Below are 17644 nucleotides of genomic sequence, written 5' to 3'. Positions count from 1 at the left end.
GTCAGGTCAGCTCCTTCGCGTACCTGCGACACGCCTCGTACGAGGGAAGGATTCCCCTCTCTTCGGCTTCTTTCAGGGATGGAGCGTGCGTGTCTTTCTGGGAAAGAACTATCGGATGGTTCTTCGGCCACTCGATGCCGATCTCCGGGTCGACAGGCGACACAGCCCGTTCCCGGGCGGCTACATACGGCTGCGAGCACAGATAAACGACAGTGGTGTCATCGTCGAGCGCCATGAACGCGTGCCCCACTCCTTCCGGCAGATAAAGCACCTGCCGCCGGTGGGGATCGATACGGGTCGCGGTCCAGCGGCCGAAGGTCGGCGAGCCCAGCCGCACGTCCACGGCCACATCGAGCGCGGCACCGCGGACGCAGCACACCCATTTCGCCTGCCCAGGGGGCACATCGGCGAAATGGATACCCCGAACCACGCCGGCCCGGGACACCGAGAGATTGGCCTGCCCGAGCGCCAGTCGGTGCCCGACGTGAAATCCGAATGGATCCGGCCGGAACCACTCTGTGAACTCCCCCCGGTCGTCTTTCAGCACCTCAGGGAGGAACCGCCAGACGCCCTCCACATCGAGCTGCTCCATCCTGCCTCCACCGGCCGGAACGTCCGGGCCGCCGTGATCCCATGTCCGGCTGTCGCCCTGATGCGTCACGACGCGTCCTTCGGGCAGACCCGCGGCGTGGTGACCCGGCCACAGCTCCCGCCGGTGACCCGTGTGTTCATCGCTACTCCTCGCCGTGCCGCTCTGGATGGTCGCCTGTTCGTCGCGCCAAGCTTTTCGCTCACCGTCTGACCCGGCCGATCAGATCGGCGGCGGCCAGCGCAGGGGCCGGCATCGACTCCATCTCGTGGCGCAGCTTCTCCGCCGCCCGCCGATGGCCGGAATCGTCCAGCAAGGCCCCCACGGCCGCGGAAAGAGCGCCAGGGTCGCTCTGTTCCTCCGCGCCATCGATCGTGATGCCCGCACCGAGTGCCTGCAGCCGCTCCCCGGTCGCGAACGAGCTGGGAAACTGAGGGAGCACAAGCTGCGGCAGACCGAGGAGTGTCGCGGTGAGCGACGAGCCCGCGCCGCCGTGGTGCACCAGCACGTCGCATTCCCCGAGAATCAGCTCCAGCGGGGTCGGCTCGATGATGCGCACGGTCTGGGGAGCCTCGACGACGGATCGAAATTCCTGATCCACGGTCGCGATCACCGTGACGTCCGGAAGAGCGGCAAAGGTCCGCAGCATCAGATTCAGGTGCGGGACTCCGTTGAGGGCCAGCGTGTTTCTGCCGAGCGAGATGACGACCGTCCGGCCGTCCGGCCCGGTCGCCCGCCGCGCGCGGGCCCACGCCGGCAGTTCTCCCGGGCCGTTGAACGGCACGTACCGGATCGGGGTCCCCGGTGTCGCCGACGGGACCTGGAGCGTGGGCGGGCAGGGGTCCAGCGTCACAGTGGGCCCGGGGAACTCGTCCAGACCCGCTTCGGTGGCCAGCGGGGCGAGCGCCGTCCGCATGCGGCGCAGGTATGGGTCGGACAGCGGGTCGACGCTCCACCGGTGGTGAACGGAGGGAACGCCAAGCGCTTCCGCGACGATGAGGGTCCCGTATTCGACCTGGTCGGCGACGATCAGATCCGGGCGGAATTCCCGGGCGAACTCGAGATACCGGGCCATCGTGTTCCTGGCGTGCGTCGCCCATACCTCGCCGATGTTCTCCGACCGTCCGGGCACACCGGGCCGGGGCATCGTCTCGACCGGTCTTCTGTCTCCCGTGACACCGCGCATCCAGCTCGCGTAGCCGAACGGCTCGCCGATGCTCACGCCGATGAGGCCGGCGGAGCGCACGGCCGTCATCACGTCAGGTTGTCCGGCGACCAGGACGTCATGTCCAGACGCCCGGAACGCCCAGGCGAGCGGGACCATCGGCGTGAAGTGGCTGGGAACGGGGGACGATATCATGAGAATGCGCATCACGACTCCTGCGCCCTAACTCGTCGGTGCGGCTCCGTAAAAGTATTCAGAAGTATTCCGCGGTCGGGCTGTGAGCCCGTACCGCTAGACTTTCTGCGACGATCCTGGTGACCGGCGTTGAAGCGGCGCTCAAAGCTGGCTATAGATCACGGCCGTCCGAACCACCCGGCGGCAAGGGTGGGTCGTCAGGGCCATGCGCGCGTCCTCACCGGCGCGGCGACAGCCTCAGCGGCAGTTCGGCCAGCCCGCGAAGCGCATTGTTCGGGCGCCACCGCGCCCGGCCGGCCAGCTCTAGGGAGGCGGCGTGGCGAACCAGAGCTGTGAGCACCGCCTCGGCCTGCATATAGGCGATGGCGCGACCGACACAGGCATGGATACCAGCCCCGAACCCGAGGTGTCCGCCGGCGGCGCGGCCGAGGTCGAACCGATCCGGGTCGTCCCAACGCCGGGGGTCGCGGTTGGCCGCGCCGAAGAGCAGGAGAATCCGGTCGTCCGTGCACAGGCGGACTTCCGCCAGATCCACATCCCGCGACACGCACCGGAAGAAGAGCTGTATCGGCGACTCGAGGCGCACGGACTCGTCGAACGCGGCCCGCGCCAGGCTCGGGCTGGCACTCAGCCGGGCGTACTGCTCCGGGTGGGCGGCCAGGAACCAGAGCGTGGCGCCGAGTCCCTTCACGGTCGTATCCATCCCGGCGACCAGGAGCGATCGCACCAGGGCGGTCGCCTCGTCGCGACTGAAGCCGTCCTGCTGGGCTGCCCGGTGGATCTGGGCGCCCCACCCGTCCGGGCTCAGGTTCTCTGGGAGGCAGTGTTCGACGATCCATGGGGCGGCCGTCAGGCCACCGCTCCTGGACCGTACCGCCAGCTCGTTGGGCGGTCCGAACGCGTTGAACGCCATCTCGACGAAGGGCGGCACGTTCTCCGTCCGGCCCTCCCTCGGAAGACCGACCGCGTCCGCGAACACCCGCAGTGGCAGCGCCTGCGCAAGCTGTCGAATTCCATCGATCTCACCGATGCCGACCAGCCCACCGACCAGCTCGTCCGCCGCCACGGCCCACGTCTCGCGCAACGCACGCAGAGCGGCCGGCGCGAGGACGGAGCCGACGACATGCCGTGCCCGGGTGTGCTCGGGAGGGTCGGACTGCTGCAGCAGGCTGCGTGAGCGCGGTGTCGGATCGCCGTCGGAGCCCGGCGCGCCGGGGCCCGGTGACAGGCGCAGGTCAGCGAGTCCGGTGCCTGCTGACGAGATGAACGTCTCGTGGTCGAGCAGAGCCGCCCGAACGACACTGTCGCGCGCGGTGGCCCAGACGCCATACCGCTCCAGCCAGACCACCGGACCGGCCTCGCGCAGCCGCTTGTACGTCGGGTACGGATTCGACAGGACCTCCGGCGCGAAAGGATCAAGATCGCTGACCTGCGCGGTCATCCGCATGGCAAGTTCAACCTAATCTCTTCGACAGTGTGCAGTCAGAAAGGCCGTGGCCTCGTCGTCTTACTGACAGTGAAGAAACACGGGGCGTCAGTCTCCCGCACCCTGGCCAGGCCGGACACCGGTGGCGCGCGCGGCCGATGGCGGCTCAGTTCAACCGCCAGCCCTCCACCGCCTTGGCCATGCCGGAGACGAGGAGAATGAAGTCCTGACGGGCCTTCCGCTCCTCCTTGGGGTCAATCAGCGACTGGGCCCGCTCGAAGTAGTCCTGGACGGCCCGGCTCTTGTCGTAGAAGTACCGTACGAAGGAGACGACCACATCAAGGACGGAGTGGTACTCCTGTTCGTAGTCCTTCCGTAGCCTGGCCTCGGAATCCGGCTCGTCGAGAATTCTTTCGACCGCGGCCGCGGCCAGTGAGCCGCCCTTCATAGCCAGCATGACACCGGTGGAGAACAGAGGGTCGATGAACGCCGCGGCGTCGCCGGTCTGTAGGAAGCCGGGTCCACTCAGCCTGCTGCAGGTGTAGGACCAGTCCTTGGCCGTGCGAGGCTGGGCCACCTGCACCGCGCCTGTGAGCAGCTTTTTGACCGCCGCCGACTCGTCGATGCGCTGGGCCATGATCGCCGGTGGCGACAGCGCCGGGTCGACAAACTCACTGCTCGCCGCGACGAACCCGACGCCGCAGGTGTCGTCACTGAAGGGAATCATCCACAGCCAGCCATTCGGGTGGGCCTCCACCGTGATGTTGCCGGCTTCCTCGCCCTCGTAGCGGGTGCCTCCCTGGAAATATGTCCAGACCGCGAGGTTCTTGAGGTCCGCGTGCCACTCGACCGTGTCGAGGCTCCGGCCCATGAGCTTCGACTGTCCCGAGGCGTCGATGACGAACGGCGCGTGCACCTCGGCGGTCTGGCCCGAGTTGTTGGGGCTGTAACGCACACCGGTGCAGCGACCGTCTGTGAAGATCGCCTCCCGCGCGGTCGTCTCCTCGATGACCGTCACGCCGAGCCGGCGGGCATGAGTCAGCAACATGTTGTCGAACTCGGCCCGCTTCACCTCGTAGGCGTGCGGCCTTTCAGCCAGCTCATTCGCCGGATGGTCCGAGGGAATCTCGTCGAAGCGGATGTTCCACGGCTCCCGGGTCTGGCCGCCCCAGATCAGTGTGATGCCGTACTTCTTGATCGCGCCCAGGTCCGCCATAGCCCCCGTCGCGCCGAGTTCCCTGACGACCGGCATGACCCCCGGTATCAGGGACTCGCCAATGTGGTACCGGGGAAATTTCTCCTTCTCCAGCAGGAGCACACGTCGACCACGCTTGGACAGCAGCCCGGCGGCGGTGGCGCCGGCTGGCCCTCCGCCCACGACGACGACGTCATACTGATCGCGCACCGATTGACCTCCTGTTTTCAACTCGAGATGACGGGCCAGAGCCCAGTTGTTCTCACACCGGGTGTCTCGCCGAGAGACGGCCTTTGGTCCCGGCGGTTCCTCACCGAGCGGTCCGGGCCCACAGCTCTGCGGTGAACTGGTGGTAGTACCCGCTTTGCAGAACGACCATCAGCTCCAGCAGCTTCGCCTTGTCCCCGGTGACGGCGAACTGACCAGTGACGAAAGCAGTGGCCGCGTGCAGCTCGCCTGCCTGAAAATCGACCAGATCACGGTAGGCCGCAGTGATCGTCAGGTCGCAGTTGTCAAGGAGTCCACGACCCGCCCCGGTGATGACCCCCTGTTCGATCAGGAAATGGTAGTCAACGACGCCCTCGGGAGTCCCGATCGCGCGGAACTGGGTCCGGACGTTCACGTGCGGTATCACCGGCTGGCTGACCGGCGCCAGCTCCTCGAGGGCCGTCAGGTACTCCTTGGACAGGAAGGCCACGCCCGCTCCAGTGGTCACGACGCCCCGTCCCCGCGGTTGCCAACCCGGATGTGAAGCGCTTCGACCTGGGGCAGGGTGACCCTCGGCCGAGGCAGCGGCGGCCGCGCTACCTCTATCTGGGAGAATCTGCGGAGAACGGTCGAGAAGACGACTTCCCCCTGCATCTTGGCGAGCCTCGAGCCCGCGCACGAATGTATGCCCGCACCGAACGAGACCGACGGGTGACCGGTTCGGGTGACGTCAAATCTGTCTGGATCCGCGAAGCGGGTCGGGTCGCGGTTCGCCGCGGCGATCAGCATCATCAGCCGAGAGCCCGCCGGAATTGTCACACCGGCGATATCCAGCGGTTCGCTCGTCGTCCGGGGCAGCATGTGCACGGGCGGGTCGAAGCGGAGAACCTCCTCGACCGCCTGATTCAGCAGGTTCGGGTCGGCGCGCACCAGGTCCGCCTGGTCGGGGTGCTCGGCGAAGAGGCGTATTCCGTTGTTGAGGAAGAAGGTCGTCGTCTCGGACCCGGCAGCAATGATCATGTTGCACATCTGCGCCAGTTCGGAACGAGTCAACCGGTCGCCCCCGTCCGCCGGGTCGATCAGCGCCGAGAGCAGGTCGTCGCCCGGCTGGCGGCGCGTCCGGTCCACCAGGTCTCCGAAATAACCGTCGAGGAACTCGGCCGCCTGGTCGGCCTTGTGCAGCTCAGACGCGGTCATGCCCAGCTCGAACGTCCGCTGGAAGTCCCTGATGGGCTCCCGAAGCAACGGAGCCTCTTCGTCCGGGATGCCTATGAGCGCGGCCACGACACTGAGCGGGAGTGGGTAGCAGAAATCATTGCAGATGTCGCCGCCGCCCGCCTGGGCGATCGGCTCGAGCAGTTCGTCGACCTTGCGCTCGATGAATCCGCGGTACGCCATGACCCGCTTCACCGTAAGCGCGTGACCGAGGGCCTGGCGCAACCGCGTGTGTTCTGGCGGGTTCGCCCACAGCATCGTGGAAGCGAGTTTGCGCAGGGCTGGATGCTGTTCCCAGCCACCGCTGAATCGGCCGGCCATGAACGTGCGTACGTCCTTGCCGATCTGCTTGCTTCGCAGCGTTTCGTTGACGTCGTCATATCGAGTGACCAGCCAGATCCCCAAGGTACTGTGGTGGACCGGGACGGCCTCTCTCAGCCGGTGGAACCGTGAATACGGGTCCAGCCTCCCCTCCGGGGAGAACAGGATCTCCGCAAGCGCCTCGTTGGCGGCATGCCTGGCCGCGGCTCTCGGGTCGGCCGTGTAGGTGGCCATCGTGGACTCCTCAGTTCTTCGATCAGCGTGACGGCGCACCCGCACCCGCGGCCGCCTGACGGGCCATCCACACGACCGGAGCCGGGTCGGATCGGGCGATCCAGGGGCTGTCGGCGGGCACCTCGACATGCCGCCGGCGCGGGCGGCGGAGCCATCAGCCGGGCACGGTCGTTTCGATCACGTGCAGGAGTTGTCCGGCGGGGCTGACGCCGTCAAGCCTCAGGCCCGCTTTTTCCACGAGCCTGGTGACCCCGGTCCTCGTGTGCCGCTTCCCGTTCGTGTTGAGCAGGAAGAGCAGGTCGATACCGGTTGCGTACCTGATTTCAGGACTGTCATCGATGAGATTCGTCACGACGAGTACGCGACTTCCGGGCCGACCCGCTCGGGCAGCGTTACGGAGGGCGGTCACCGTCTTCTCGTCGTCCCATTCGAGAATGCTCTTGAAGAGGTACACATCTGCCTCGACCGGGACTTCCTGGAGGCAGTCCCCCTCCATTACCCGGGATCGCGACGCCAGGGTGCCGTCTGGGTGCAGCCGCGGATCCGGATGCATGACCGCGGCAGGAAGATCGACAAGCGTCCCGTGCAGGTGCGGATTGGCTTCCAGCAGGGTCGCGAGAGTGTATCCGCGGCCGCCTCCGACATCGGCGAAGGTCTTGATCTCGCTGAGATCCAACGTCGCGGCGAGGGCCGCGGATGTCAGCCGGCTCAGCTCCGTCTGCGACTGGTTGAAGATCTCGGTCGATTCGGGCCACTCTTTGTGAAGGTGCGTGAAGAAGTCCCTGCCGTACGTGTCCTCGAACGCTCCACGCCCCGATCGCACCGCCTGCTCCAGATCGGGCCACAACTGCCACGCCCATGGTTCGGTGACCCACAGCACCCACGATCTGAGGCTCGTGGCGGCGTCGCTCCGCAGCAGCCGGGAGACAGGGGTGTGCACGATGCCGCCCTCGGTCTCGGCGAAGACCCCGTAGCACCGCAGATTGCGCAACAGGCGGACGAGCACGGCCGCGTTGACCTTGAGGGCCGCGGCGAGCCGTTCGACGCCCACCGGCGCATCCGCGATCTCGTCGGCGACTCCGATCTGGATGGCGGCCCGCAGCGCTGCCGGCGCGGCGGACGCGAGTGAGAGATCTCGCAGCATCGTCACGGGAGACGGGCCGCTCACTCCGTCAGGGATGGATGAGCTGCTCCTGATCAACGTCATCTGCATTTCCTCCCGGGCTGCCGAAAATGTTCGTATGGTCGTCCGTCGACGCGGACAGCGTGCGGACTGGGACGAGGACGTCGGACATCTCTCGGTGCCGGACAACGCGTTGCTACTGGTTGTCCAAACCCTGGTAGCTCGTTGTGTAGCGCCGCTAGAGTCTGACTAAAAAGCAAGCGGTGCGGCTGGGCCTCCCGCCGGAGACGTCGTCGGCGCCGCGCGGCTCAGGTGCACGGATTCCGGACCAGGAAAGGGGTGACAGCGCAAAAGGTGTTCGGCCTCAGGCATGGCATGTGGGAAGGCGTCCGTGAAGTTCCACCATCTCGGTGAACAGCTGATCGACTGCCGCGAACGACCCGGGGCCGCCGCCGCGCAGCTCGTCGTACGCCCGGTGCAGGTTCGGCGCCAGCCGCTCGGGGTCGAGCAGCTCGGCGAACTCGCCGAGCTTGGCCTCCCGGGCAGCTCGCAGGGGGGTCAGCCCCTGGTCGAGACCAGATCGGGCAAGCCCGGTCAGCCAGTCCAGATAGCGCTCGGTGGCGTCCAGGAGTTCCGGCCCGCCCACCGGTCCATGCCCGGGAACAATGGTGACCGCACCGAGCTCCCGCAGCCCCGCCACCGCCGATCGCAGCCCCGCGACCGATCCTGTCAGGACGAACGGCGTAACCCCGGACATGACCAGATCGCCGGCGAACAGCACACGCTGACGTGGTAGCCAGACGACCGTGTCACAGGCGCTGTGTGCTGGCCCAAAGGAGCGCAGCTCAATCTCGAGCCCGTCCCGGTAGATGGTCATTCGTTCGCTGAAGGTAACGTCGGGCAGCACCACTTCAACGGCGCCCCAACCGACCTCGGGCCACAGCCGGGTGAGGTGGAGCCCGGCCTCGGCAGCCTCCCGCCTGGTGCGATCGTTTCCCACCAAACTGGCTTCGGGAAACATGAAGTTCCCGAAGGTATGGTCGCCGTGCGAATGCGTGTTGACAAGCATCGTGGGCGGGGTGCCCGCCGCCTCCACCGCGAACGCGCGAAGAAGCCGGGCGCGCGCCTCGGTGGCCGCGGTGTCGATGAGAAGGCTGCCACCTGGAGTGAGCAGCAGGCCGGCGTTGTTCAGGCACCAGCCGCCGTCCGGCTGCACGAACGCCTGAATTCCGTCGGCTATCTCCTCGAGTCTGGGCTCGCCGGTCAGGATGGGCACGCCGACACGTTCGCGGCAGGCGCTCAAATGTCACTCGAGGGACGACCAACCATCGTCCGGCGCGCCGTGACCCGGCCACGGGATCCCGGCGATGACAGCCACGAACTCGCGACGGCAGGTGGCGGAGGCCGGCTGGCCTCGCGGCCCGCCGGCCGGCTGGACACTTGAGCGTGATTTGAGCCGCGGGCGCCAGGCTGCACCCGCGACAAGTTGGCCGGCCGGAACCGGGGTTCTTCGCCTTGCCGACGATTCGCCACCCGCCTCCCGTCCGATGGGCGGCGGCGACCCTTCCTGGAGAATGCATGCCCGTCGCGTCCGCCACGATCGTCGCGTCGATTCCGGGCCACCGGCTGCTTGTCTTCCTGCTCCAGATCAGCCTGCTGGTGCTCGTGGCCCGTCTGCTCGGCGCCGCTGCGGCCCGGGTCAAGATGCCCGCGGTGGTCGGCGAGCTCCTGGCCGGGATCGCGCTCGGCCCGTCGCTGCTGGGCGCGGCCACGCCGAGCCTGTCCGGCTGGCTGTTCCCCCGCGTCGCCGTCCAGGCCAACCTGATCGACGCCGTCGCCCAGGTCGGCCTGGTGCTGCTGGTCGGGCTGACGGGCATCGAAATCGACACACGGTTCCTGCGCGGCAAGGTCGCTGCGACCGTTCCCGTGAGTCTCGGCGGCCTGGTCATCCCGCTGGGCCTGGGCATCGGCGCCGGCCTCCTCCTGCCCTCGCGGCTCGTTCCCGCCGGGGTTGACCGGACGACCTTCGCGTTGTTCCTGGGCGTCGCCCTGGCCGTGAGCGCGATTCCGATCATCGCCAAGATTCTCCTCGACCTGAGAATGATCCACCGCGAGATCGGGCAGCTCACGCTGGCCGCGGCCACCGTCGACGACGTGTGTGGCTGGCTGCTCCTCGGGGTCGTCTCGGCGCAAGCGACGACCGGCGCGCACGCCGGTGACATCGCGAAGACGATTGGCTGGGTGGCCGTGACGGTGGTCGGCGCGGTCGTTCTCGGTCGGGTGGTGGGCAACGCGCCGCTCAGGTGGGCCCGCCATCACGGCGGGACGAACGGCCCGCTCGCCGTCGTCTTCGTGACGATCTTCGCGGCGGCAGCCGCCACCCAGGCGATGGGTCTGGAGGCCATCCTGGGCGCCTTCGCGGTCGGGACGGTGCTCGGCGCCGGACGGGAGCTTCGCCCAGCCGAGCTCGCGCCGCTGCGGACCGTGGTGCTAGGTGTGCTTGCGCCGCTGTTCTTCGCGACCGCCGGCTTCCGTACCGACCTGCGTGCGCTGCTGCACCCGAGCACCGCCTTGGTCGCGGTCGTCGTGCTCCTCCTGGCTGTCGTCGGCAAGTTCGTCGGGGCCTACGCTGGAGCCCGCGCCGGAGGCCTCGACCACTGGACCGGGCTCGCGCTCGGCGCGGGCCTCAACGCGCGCGGGGTCGTGCAGATCGTGGTCGCCACCGTCGGAGTTCAACTGGGGGTCCTGACGACGGCCATGTACACGACCATCGTGCTGGTCGCCATCGTCACGTCGATCATGGCCGGGCCTACGCTGCGCTGGGCGATACGCCGCCGCGACGAGGTCGTCGAGGAGGCTCCTCGCCAACCGTTGGCCTGGGGAGACAGCGTGCCGGCTGGTAGTTCCGCGTCGACTGCTGGCTAGAGGGCCAAAGGGTGTGCGAAAATGATCTTCCTTCGCACACCCGGCGGCCGTTGTCCCCAGGATCACTAAGCAGTACGACGCCAGGCTTGACCGAACCGCGCACATCGAAAGGTCGCGTGCCCGATCTATCGGCTACCTCGGAGGGTCTGTGTCCGTGGTCGCGGCCCAGCCAGGCGCTCACCTGGGGGTTAACGCGGTGAGTCCGCCATGGACTTGATGGTCGGGATCGTGGCAGAGGGCCTGCAAGACGGAGTCGATCCAGCGGGGATAGTGGCGTCCACGCGGGTGATCCCGACGTCGGCGACCAGCTTCCGCCGCCGCGCCTCGGCGTGCTCCCGGCTATGCGCGTAGGAAGCGTAGGACGGCGAGTACGCGTCTGTGTTCGCGATCGCCTGGCGCCAGGTCGAGTTTCGTGAAGATCGAGGTTACGTGGGCTTCGACGGTCTTCACGGCGAGGTAGAGGTCGGTGGCGATGGCGGTGTTGGAGTGTCCGCGTGCCATCAGGGCCAGCACTGCCCGTTCGCGGTCCGTGAGTCTGGCCAGTGGGTCGTCCTCGCGGCGGCGGGTGACGAGCCGGACGACCAGCTCGGGATCGATCGCCGTGCCTCCGGCGGCGACGTTGCGCAGCTCGGCGCCGAAGACGTCCAGGTTGGAGACGCGATCCTTGAGCAGGTAGCCGACCCCGCCGTCGAACTCGGTCATCAGTCGAAGGGCGTGGTGCACTTCCACGTACTGCGACAGCAGCATCAGCCCGACCGATGGTGCGGCGGCTCGGATGGCCCGCGCGGCCTCGATGCCCTCGTCGGCGAAGCCCGGTGGCATCCGTAGGTCCAACACCGCCACGTCGGGTGGGTTGCCGCGTGCCATGGCGACCAGCGTGTCTCCGTCGGCGTACTGGCCGGTGACGTCGAAGCCCATCTCGGTCAGGATGCGGGCCAGCCCCTCCCGGAACAGGACGGCGTCGTCCGCCAGCATCACCCGCACGGGATCACCGTCCGCAGCCGCGTTCCCGCGGGCCCGCTGTCGACGATCAGCCGGGCGTCGAGGGCGGCGAGGCGGTCGGTGAGTCCTTCCAGGCCGGATCCTGGACGCGCCTGCGCCCCGCCCACGCCGTCGTCGCGGACCTCCAGCAGCAGCCCGTGCGCGGTCAGCTCCGCGGTGACGGTCGTGATCCGGGCATTGGCGTGCTTGGCCGCGTTCGTGAGGCCCTCGCTGACGACGAAATACGCCGTCGCCTCCACCGTGGGCGCCAGCCGGCGGTCCACGGCGACGCGCAGGCGCACCGGAACGGCGGACCGGTCGGCGAGATAGCCGAGCGCGGCCTCCAACCCGTCCTGGGTGAGCACGGCCGGGTGCAGCCCGCGCGCGGTCTCGCGCAGCTCGGCGGTGGCTTGCAGCAGCTGTTGGCGGGCCGACTCGGCCCGTTCGGCGAACGCGGCGGCGCCGTCGGCGGCCTGGGCGAGCGCGCCGAGCTCCATCGCGACGGTGACCAGCCGCTGCTGGGCCCCGTCGTGCAGGTCGCGCTCCAGCCGGCGCCGGGCCTCGTCGCCCGCGGCGACCAGGCGCTGGGCGCTGGCGCGCAGCTCCAGGGCGAGACCCGCCTGGGCGGCCAGGTCGGCGAGCAGACCGCGTTCCTGGGAGGTCAACGAGCCACGCGCTCCCGCCGTCACGGCGAGCGCGCCGACGGTCCGGCCACCGTGTGCCACCGGCACCGCGCGCCCGCCGAGCGCCAGCTCGTCGAAGGTGCGCACCTCGCCCGGACACCCCGCCGGCCACGCCGACACCGCGCGCAGCTCGTCGGCGGGTCCCGTCCACAGCACAACCCGCCGCGCACCCGTGCCTTCGGCGACCGTGGCGCACAGCCCGTCGAGCAGTCCGCTCGACGGGCCCGTCAGCTGGGCGGACAGCCGTGACAGGGCCTCGTACGGGGTGGCGCGACGGCCGTAGACGATCCGGTCCGCCGCACGCTGGGCGCGGCGGCGCAGCGGCTCGAACGCCACGGCGACCAGCGCGGTGGCCGGCAGCGCGAGCAGCGTGCCCGAACCACCGATCAGGCTGCCGACGGCGACGACGATGACGGCGTACCCGAGGGTGACCACCGCCGCCATCGCGCCCCAGACGAGCGTCGCGTTGATCACCGGGTCGACGTCGTAGAGGCGGTACTTCAGGATGGCCGCCCCCGCCGCCACGGGAACCAGCGGCACGGCCAGCAGCCCGGGCTCGGGTGTGCCCCACCCGATCAGCCCCACGGCCATCACCGCCCCCGTCGCCGCCACGGCGAAGACGAACCAGCGCAACTGCCGGGACTCATCACCCTGCGCGTGTGCCAGCCGCGCGATCGCGCACACCACCCAGACGAGCTGGAACGCCGGGTAGCCAATCGCTGCCGCCCAGGGGTGGATGGCGGCCGCGGCCGCGGCGCCCGGGATGTGCAGCGGGTGCGGCGCGGCCAGCGGCACCCGCTCGTACTCGACCGGCCACAGCGCCGACATCGCCGCGAGCGCGACGCCCAGCACGGTCAGCGTCCCGACAACCGCCCGCCACGCGGGCGAGGGCAGCCGCCCGGTCGGGAAGCTCATGAGAGTGACCGCGGTCAGCACGAACACCAGCGGGAGCGGCCACACACCGAGCCAGCCGATCCAGGAGGCGGCGGGCAGCGCGGGGGTGCGCAGGCCGTACTGGCGGGCCGCGAACATCGCCGCCTGTGCCACCCCGGTGGCGACGAAAAGCCAGGCCTCACGGTTGGCCGCCCGCTGCCACACCACGTAAAGCCCCACGGTGGTGAAGGCGACGCCGAGCAGGCCGTTGTGCAGATTGTCGAGCCGGACCCCGAGGGCGAAACCGCCCGCCACCAGCGCCGTGACGGCGACGCCGCTCGCCGGTCCCGACACGCGCGGCGGGATCCGAAGCACAGCCACATGGTGCACCGGGGCGCTTGCCGCGCGGTACCGGGATAACCCTGCAACCCCGCCGGGTCTGCTCGGATGTGTCGCCGCGGTCGCGCCGCGACGGTGGTCGGGTCCGATCCAGACCGACCCACAAGGAGCTTCCCGTGAATGCCGTCCCCGGCTCACAAGCCGATCGGCTGCTGAGCGCGTCACTCGTCGTCGCGCCCGTCCTCTACCTGGTCGCCACCGTCCTCTACGCCCTGCGCGGCTGGGAGTCCGACTCCGCGGGCGGGGTCTTCCACGTCCTCGGCGCCGTCGCCTACACGCTCGTACTGATCCGTGTCGCGACCTGGACGTCCGGCGCGTTCGGGGCCGCGCTGCTGGTCGTGGGCGCGATCGGGATCGCAGGCAACGTCGCCTACGGCTTCGACGCGATCCACGTCGCCCTCGGAGACGTCTCCCTGGTGGACCGGGGCGGCGCGGCCGTCCTGATCAAACCCCTCGGGCTGGGCTTCCCGCTGATGCTCCTGATGTGCGCGATCGCACTGCGCGGTGTCGCGCCGCGGTGGACGGTGATCCTGATCGGGCTCGCCGCGCTGGCGTTCCCGATCGCGAACATCGGCAACATCCCCGCTCTCGGCGTCGCGGTCAGCATCGCCGCGGTCGTCGGTTTCGGTGCACTGGCCGTGCGGCGAGAGCCCGCACCGCCAGCAGACGCTGATCCCACCGTCGGCGGACGAACGACGGCGGGGATAGCGTCATGAGAAGACAAGGTCGGATCCGCCGGATCGGACTGCTGTGTGTTGTGGCCGTGGCCGCCGCTGCTCTGTCGAGCGGTCCGGGCGGGGGCCGCGCGGACGAGCGCGGTGATCGCAGCGCGGGCACCGGGTATTCCGACGACGGTGAGACCGGCAACCGTGACAGCGGCGCGGGTCTACAGCCAGCCGTTGCGTTTGAAAGCGCGGTGCAGCGCCACACAGACGATGGCAATGAATGCCAGGGCGGCGGGGTAGCCCCAGGCCTGGTGCAGTTCGGGCATGTGGTCGAAGTTCATGCCGTAGATGCCTGCGGTCGCGGTAGGGACGGCGGCGATGGCAACCCAGGCGCTGATCTTGCGCATGTCTTCGTTCTGGGCGACGGAGACCTGGGCGAGTGTCGCCTGCAGGAGGGAGCCGAGCACGTCATCGAACCCGGCGATGCGTTCGGTGACCCGGTTCAGGTGGTCCTCGACGTCACGGAAGTAGCTGCGGACCTCACGGGGAACCATGCCGACGCTGCTGTCGGGGTCGGCGAGAGCCCACAGCGGGGCGGCTAACGGCAGGACGGCGTGCTTGAACTCCACCACCTCCCGTTTGAGCTGGTAGACGGCGCCCGCGTCGGGGAAGCGGATCCGGTGGTCGAACACCGCGTTCTCGATGGAGTCGATGTCGGTCTCCACACGGTCGGCGACCTTCAGGTAGTCATCGACGATGTGGTCGGCGATGGCGTGCAGCACCGTGGCGGGGCCGCGGGCGAGCAGGCGCGGACGGGCTTCCAGCCGGGCACGCAGGGTCTGCAGCTCGCCGTACGCGCCATGGCGGACGGTGACCACGAAGTCGGAGCCGAGGAAGACCATGATCTGCCCAGTTTCGACGATCTCGGAACTCGCGGAGATCTCGTCGTGCTCGACGTAGCGGATGGTCTTCAGCACGACGAACAGGGTGTCGTCGTAGCGTTCCAGCTTGGGGCGCTGATGGTTGTAGCTGGCGTCCTCCACCGCGAGGGGGTGCAGCCCGAAGGTGGCTGCCACCGCCGACAGGTCGTGCTCGGACGGCTCGTACAGGCCGAGCCAGACAAAACCGTTGTGTCCGGCACGTACGGCGCGCAGCGCCGCGTCGAACCCGCACGGGTGGGCGTCGCGTTCGCCATTGCGGTACACCGCACAGGCCACGATCGAGTCGCGGTCACCCAACGTCCCGCCCTCCATGCCGGACGGGTGCCGCCGAGGATGGACTAGCGACACTCGCCTGCGCAGGGCACCACCAAGCCGACTGGCGCCATCCCTGATGGTGAAGGCCGGGCTGGGCGCGGGACGACGTGGCCTCGGCACACGGTCACGCTCCCCGACCATGGGAGAAGCCTACGGCGGTCGGTCGGTCGGCCGACCGTCTGCTGGCCGGACAGGCATCCGGCGGCCGGCAGACCGGAGCTACACCACCAGACGACCACAACAGCGGCCTGTGGTCAGTAGTCGGCGGGCGTGCTCGGGTGCCGGCGCGACGTGCCCGTGCGGGATCATGTGAGGCGGGATCGCTGCCGTTCGCGGTCGGGGTCGTGCATCAGAGCCAGCCACGGCCAGATCCCTGGTGCGCCATCCGTCCGTCCCGGTCGCTGGTCACAGCCACCGCCGCTGGCGGAAGATCACGTACAGCAGGGCGGAGACCACGCCCATCAGTCCGAGGGCGAAGGGATAGCCGAATGCCCAGCCCAGTTCCGGCATGCGATCGAAGTTCATCCCGTACACCGTGCCGATGAGGGTAGGGGCGAACAGGATAGCCGCCCAGGCGGAGATCTTCTTGACCTCTTCGTTCTGTGCCAGGCTGGCCTCGGTCAGGGTCTTCATCTCCTCGTTCTGACGTTGCCCGACCAGCGCCGTGTTGACCGTCAGGATGTTCTGCAGCAGTTGGCGTAGGCCGTCGATGCGTTCCACCACACCCACCACATGGTCGGAGACGTCGCGCAGGTACTGCTGCAGCTCGGTGTCGACGCCGTACTTCGCGAAACCGGCCGCCAGCCCGTCCAACATGCCCGTCAGCGGCTTGGCCGCCCGTTGGAACTCGATGACCTCCCGGGACAGTTCATAGATACGCCGGCTGACCTCGGGGGCACCGCGGAACACCTCGGTCTCGATCTCGTCGATGTCGTTTTCCAGCCCGGCGACGACCGGGGCGTAGTCGTCGACGACCCGGTCGAGGATCGCGTACAACACCGCCTCGGGGCCGTGGGTCAGCAGGTCGGGGTCGGATTCCATCCGTCGCCGCACCCGGGGCAGGTCCGGCGCGTCGCCGTGCCGGACGGTGATGACGAAGTCGTCGCCGATGAACACGTGCAGCTCGGAGAAGTCGACCTCTTCCCGGGCGTCGTCGTAGCGGGCCGCGCGCAGGACCACGAACAGGGTCTTGCCGTACCGTTCCAGCTTGGGCCGCTGGTGCGCCTGCACGGCGTCCTCGATCGCGAGCTCGTGCAGGTCGAACTCGGTGGCGATCGAGGCGATCTCCTGCTCGTCCGGACGGACCAGGCCGATCCACGCCAGATCCTGTTTGTTCCCGTCGCGGTGGTCCCGGAGCAGCTGGTAGGTGTCCGCCAGCGTGTCCGGCTGCGCCAGCCGCCGCCCCTCGCTGTAGAACGCGTTCTCGACAACGGTCATCACATCAACTCCCCGGGCCGCGAACGGTCTCCGCCTCGATCCGCGCGGATGGCGGTGCCGGCCGGAGCCACACGAGTTCCGCACCCGCCGCGGGACGACCGTCCACGGCGTGCCCGGTCGGCCTCCGCGACCGCCGCACACCCGACCCCAGTAGACCCGTCGCCAGGTCGAACAGTCAAACATTTGCGCAAGTATCGAGGGGTGGTGACGCTGACGGTGGCACCCGAGTAGCGCAGACCGCCCGGAAGGACGACCCGTGCCCCACGACCGTTCCGCCCAGCCGCCATCGGACGCGTTGCCGCTCGACCTGCTGCAGGACACCGCGGCCACGTTCGGCCTGCTCTCGGCCACCGTCCGCCTGCACATCGTGTGGCTGCTGGCGGCGGGCGAACGCGACGTCGGCACCCTGGCCGACGAAGTGGGCCAGAGCGTGGCCACGGTCAGCCATCACCTGGCCAAACTCAGACTCGCCGGCCTCGTGCGCGCCCGCCGCGAAGGCAAACGGCAGGTGTATCTGGTCGACGACCCGCACGTCGTCGAGATCGTCCAACGCGCCGTCCGCCACCACGACGACCTGCGCGACAGCCCGGCACGCCGGCGACGAGCCCATGGCGCATGATCTACGTGCATGGCTGGCAAGCTGGCGCGCAGGTCAGCGAGTTGGGCGGCGTGGTCCAGACCAAGGACCTTCGGCGTGCCGCAGCAGCAGCCCCGGCAGACGGTGACAGTGCAACGCACCCCTCCCGCCTGCGCCG

Annotated in this window: 15 protein-coding genes; 3 read left to right on the top strand and 12 right to left on the bottom strand. The window is 68.9% G+C overall.

Going from position 1 to position 17644, the window contains the following annotated elements:
• Position 1 precedes the first annotated feature (1 nt).
• The 8 genes from BCD48_RS03420 to BCD48_RS03385 all read right to left on the bottom strand — a co-directional run bounded on the left by BCD48_RS03420 (position 2) and on the right by BCD48_RS03385 (position 8946).
• Positions 2 to 592, bottom strand: a complete 591-nt coding sequence (locus BCD48_RS03420; RefSeq protein ID WP_071046753.1) for a dTDP-4-dehydrorhamnose 3,5-epimerase family protein — start codon at positions 590 to 592, stop codon at positions 2 to 4.
• 199 nt (positions 593 to 791) lie between these two features.
• On the bottom strand, positions 792 to 1961 hold the full coding sequence (locus BCD48_RS03415) for a glycosyltransferase (RefSeq protein WP_071046752.1): 1170 nt from the start codon (positions 1959 to 1961) through the stop codon (positions 792 to 794).
• A 205-nt stretch (positions 1962 to 2166) separates the two neighbouring features.
• Positions 2167 to 3396: a cytochrome P450 gene (locus BCD48_RS03410; RefSeq protein ID WP_083418109.1), complete on the bottom strand. Its 1230-nt coding sequence runs from the start codon at positions 3394 to 3396 to the stop codon at positions 2167 to 2169.
• A gap of 145 nt (positions 3397 to 3541) precedes the next feature.
• Positions 3542 to 4780 (bottom strand): NAD(P)/FAD-dependent oxidoreductase, encoded by a 1239-nt coding sequence (locus BCD48_RS03405; protein ID WP_071046751.1) that lies wholly within the window; start codon positions 4778 to 4780, stop codon positions 3542 to 3544.
• Between the two features lie 100 nt (positions 4781 to 4880).
• Positions 4881 to 5267, bottom strand: coding sequence for an SCP2 sterol-binding domain-containing protein (locus BCD48_RS03400; protein ID WP_071046750.1), 387 nt, complete (start codon positions 5265 to 5267; stop codon positions 4881 to 4883).
• A gap of 14 nt (positions 5268 to 5281) precedes the next feature.
• Complete coding sequence (locus BCD48_RS03395) at positions 5282 to 6547, bottom strand: cytochrome P450 (protein ID WP_071046749.1); 1266 nt, start codon at positions 6545 to 6547, stop codon at positions 5282 to 5284.
• A 154-nt stretch (positions 6548 to 6701) separates the two neighbouring features.
• Complete coding sequence (locus BCD48_RS03390; protein ID WP_198543059.1) at positions 6702 to 7754, bottom strand: methyltransferase; 1053 nt, start codon at positions 7752 to 7754, stop codon at positions 6702 to 6704.
• Between the two features lie 280 nt (positions 7755 to 8034).
• Positions 8035 to 8946, bottom strand: a complete 912-nt coding sequence (locus BCD48_RS03385; RefSeq protein ID WP_116271407.1) for an MBL fold metallo-hydrolase — start codon at positions 8944 to 8946, stop codon at positions 8035 to 8037.
• Between the two features lie 302 nt (positions 8947 to 9248).
• Here BCD48_RS03385 and BCD48_RS03380 point away from each other — a divergent pair, with 302 nt between their 5' ends.
• A complete protein-coding gene (locus BCD48_RS03380) occupies positions 9249 to 10595 on the top strand; it encodes a cation:proton antiporter (protein WP_071046748.1) in 1347 nt (448 codons plus the stop codon).
• Between the two features lie 339 nt (positions 10596 to 10934).
• Here the strand turns inward: BCD48_RS03380 and BCD48_RS03375 are convergent, their stop codons facing one another.
• Both BCD48_RS03375 and BCD48_RS03370 read right to left on the bottom strand, forming a co-directional pair.
• Positions 10935 to 11570 (bottom strand): response regulator transcription factor, encoded by a 636-nt coding sequence (locus BCD48_RS03375; protein WP_312625436.1) that lies wholly within the window; start codon positions 11568 to 11570, stop codon positions 10935 to 10937.
• Positions 11570 to 13513: a sensor histidine kinase gene (locus BCD48_RS03370; RefSeq protein ID WP_131803751.1), complete on the bottom strand. Its 1944-nt coding sequence runs from the start codon at positions 13511 to 13513 to the stop codon at positions 11570 to 11572. Before BCD48_RS03370 ends, BCD48_RS03375 begins: the two co-directional genes overlap by 1 nt.
• Positions 13514 to 13647: 134 nt before the next feature.
• Here BCD48_RS03370 and BCD48_RS03365 point away from each other — a divergent pair, with 134 nt between their 5' ends.
• Positions 13648 to 14247, top strand: a complete 600-nt coding sequence (locus BCD48_RS03365) for a hypothetical protein (RefSeq protein WP_071046745.1) — start codon at positions 13648 to 13650, stop codon at positions 14245 to 14247.
• 170 nt (positions 14248 to 14417) lie between these two features.
• Here the strand turns inward: BCD48_RS03365 and BCD48_RS03360 are convergent, their stop codons facing one another.
• Together BCD48_RS03360 and corA are read right to left on the bottom strand one after the other, a co-directional pair.
• Positions 14418 to 15434, bottom strand: a complete 1017-nt coding sequence (locus tag BCD48_RS03360; protein ID WP_241841481.1) for a magnesium and cobalt transport protein CorA — start codon at positions 15432 to 15434, stop codon at positions 14418 to 14420.
• A gap of 423 nt (positions 15435 to 15857) precedes the next feature.
• On the bottom strand, positions 15858 to 16889 hold the full coding sequence (gene corA, locus BCD48_RS03355) for a magnesium/cobalt transporter CorA (RefSeq protein WP_071046744.1): 1032 nt from the start codon (positions 16887 to 16889) through the stop codon (positions 15858 to 15860).
• 256 nt (positions 16890 to 17145) lie between these two features.
• On the opposite strand from corA, the gene BCD48_RS03350 reads away from it, so the two are divergent.
• The gene (locus tag BCD48_RS03350; protein ID WP_071046743.1) at positions 17146 to 17508 is read left to right on the top strand and encodes an ArsR/SmtB family transcription factor; all 363 of its coding nucleotides are present in this window, start codon (positions 17146 to 17148) and stop codon (positions 17506 to 17508) included.
• The last annotated feature ends 136 nt before the right edge of the window (positions 17509 to 17644 follow it).

The organism is Pseudofrankia coriaricola (assembly GCF_001854805.1).
In the GTDB taxonomy this organism is placed as follows: Bacteria; Actinomycetota; Actinomycetes; order Frankiales; family Frankiaceae; genus Pseudofrankia.
Note: the sequence above shows the minus strand (reverse complement) of the source record. Positions and strands in the feature narration are given on the sequence as shown.

Excerpts from the sequence above, each read along its gene's own strand:
- BCD48_RS03415 (WP_071046752.1), bottom strand. The coding sequence starts at position 1,961 with ATGCGCATTCTCATGATATCGTCCCCCGTTCCCAGCCACTTCACGCCG.
- BCD48_RS03380 (WP_071046748.1), top strand. The coding sequence starts at position 9,249 with ATGCCCGTCGCGTCCGCCACGATCGTCGCGTCGATTCCGGGCCACCGG.
- BCD48_RS03390 (WP_198543059.1), bottom strand. The coding sequence starts at position 7,754 with ATGACGTTGATCAGGAGCAGCTCATCCATCCCTGACGGAGTGAGCGGC.
- BCD48_RS03375 (WP_312625436.1), bottom strand. The coding sequence starts at position 11,570 with ATGCTGGCGGACGACGCCGTCCTGTTCCGGGAGGGGCTGGCCCGCATC.
- BCD48_RS03420 (WP_071046753.1), bottom strand. The coding sequence starts at position 592 with ATGGAGCAGCTCGATGTGGAGGGCGTCTGGCGGTTCCTCCCTGAGGTG.
- corA (WP_071046744.1), bottom strand. The coding sequence starts at position 16,889 with ATGACCGTTGTCGAGAACGCGTTCTACAGCGAGGGGCGGCGGCTGGCG.
- BCD48_RS03410 (WP_083418109.1), bottom strand. The coding sequence starts at position 3,396 with ATGCGGATGACCGCGCAGGTCAGCGATCTTGATCCTTTCGCGCCGGAG.
- BCD48_RS03395 (WP_071046749.1), bottom strand. The coding sequence starts at position 6,547 with ATGGCCACCTACACGGCCGACCCGAGAGCCGCGGCCAGGCATGCCGCC.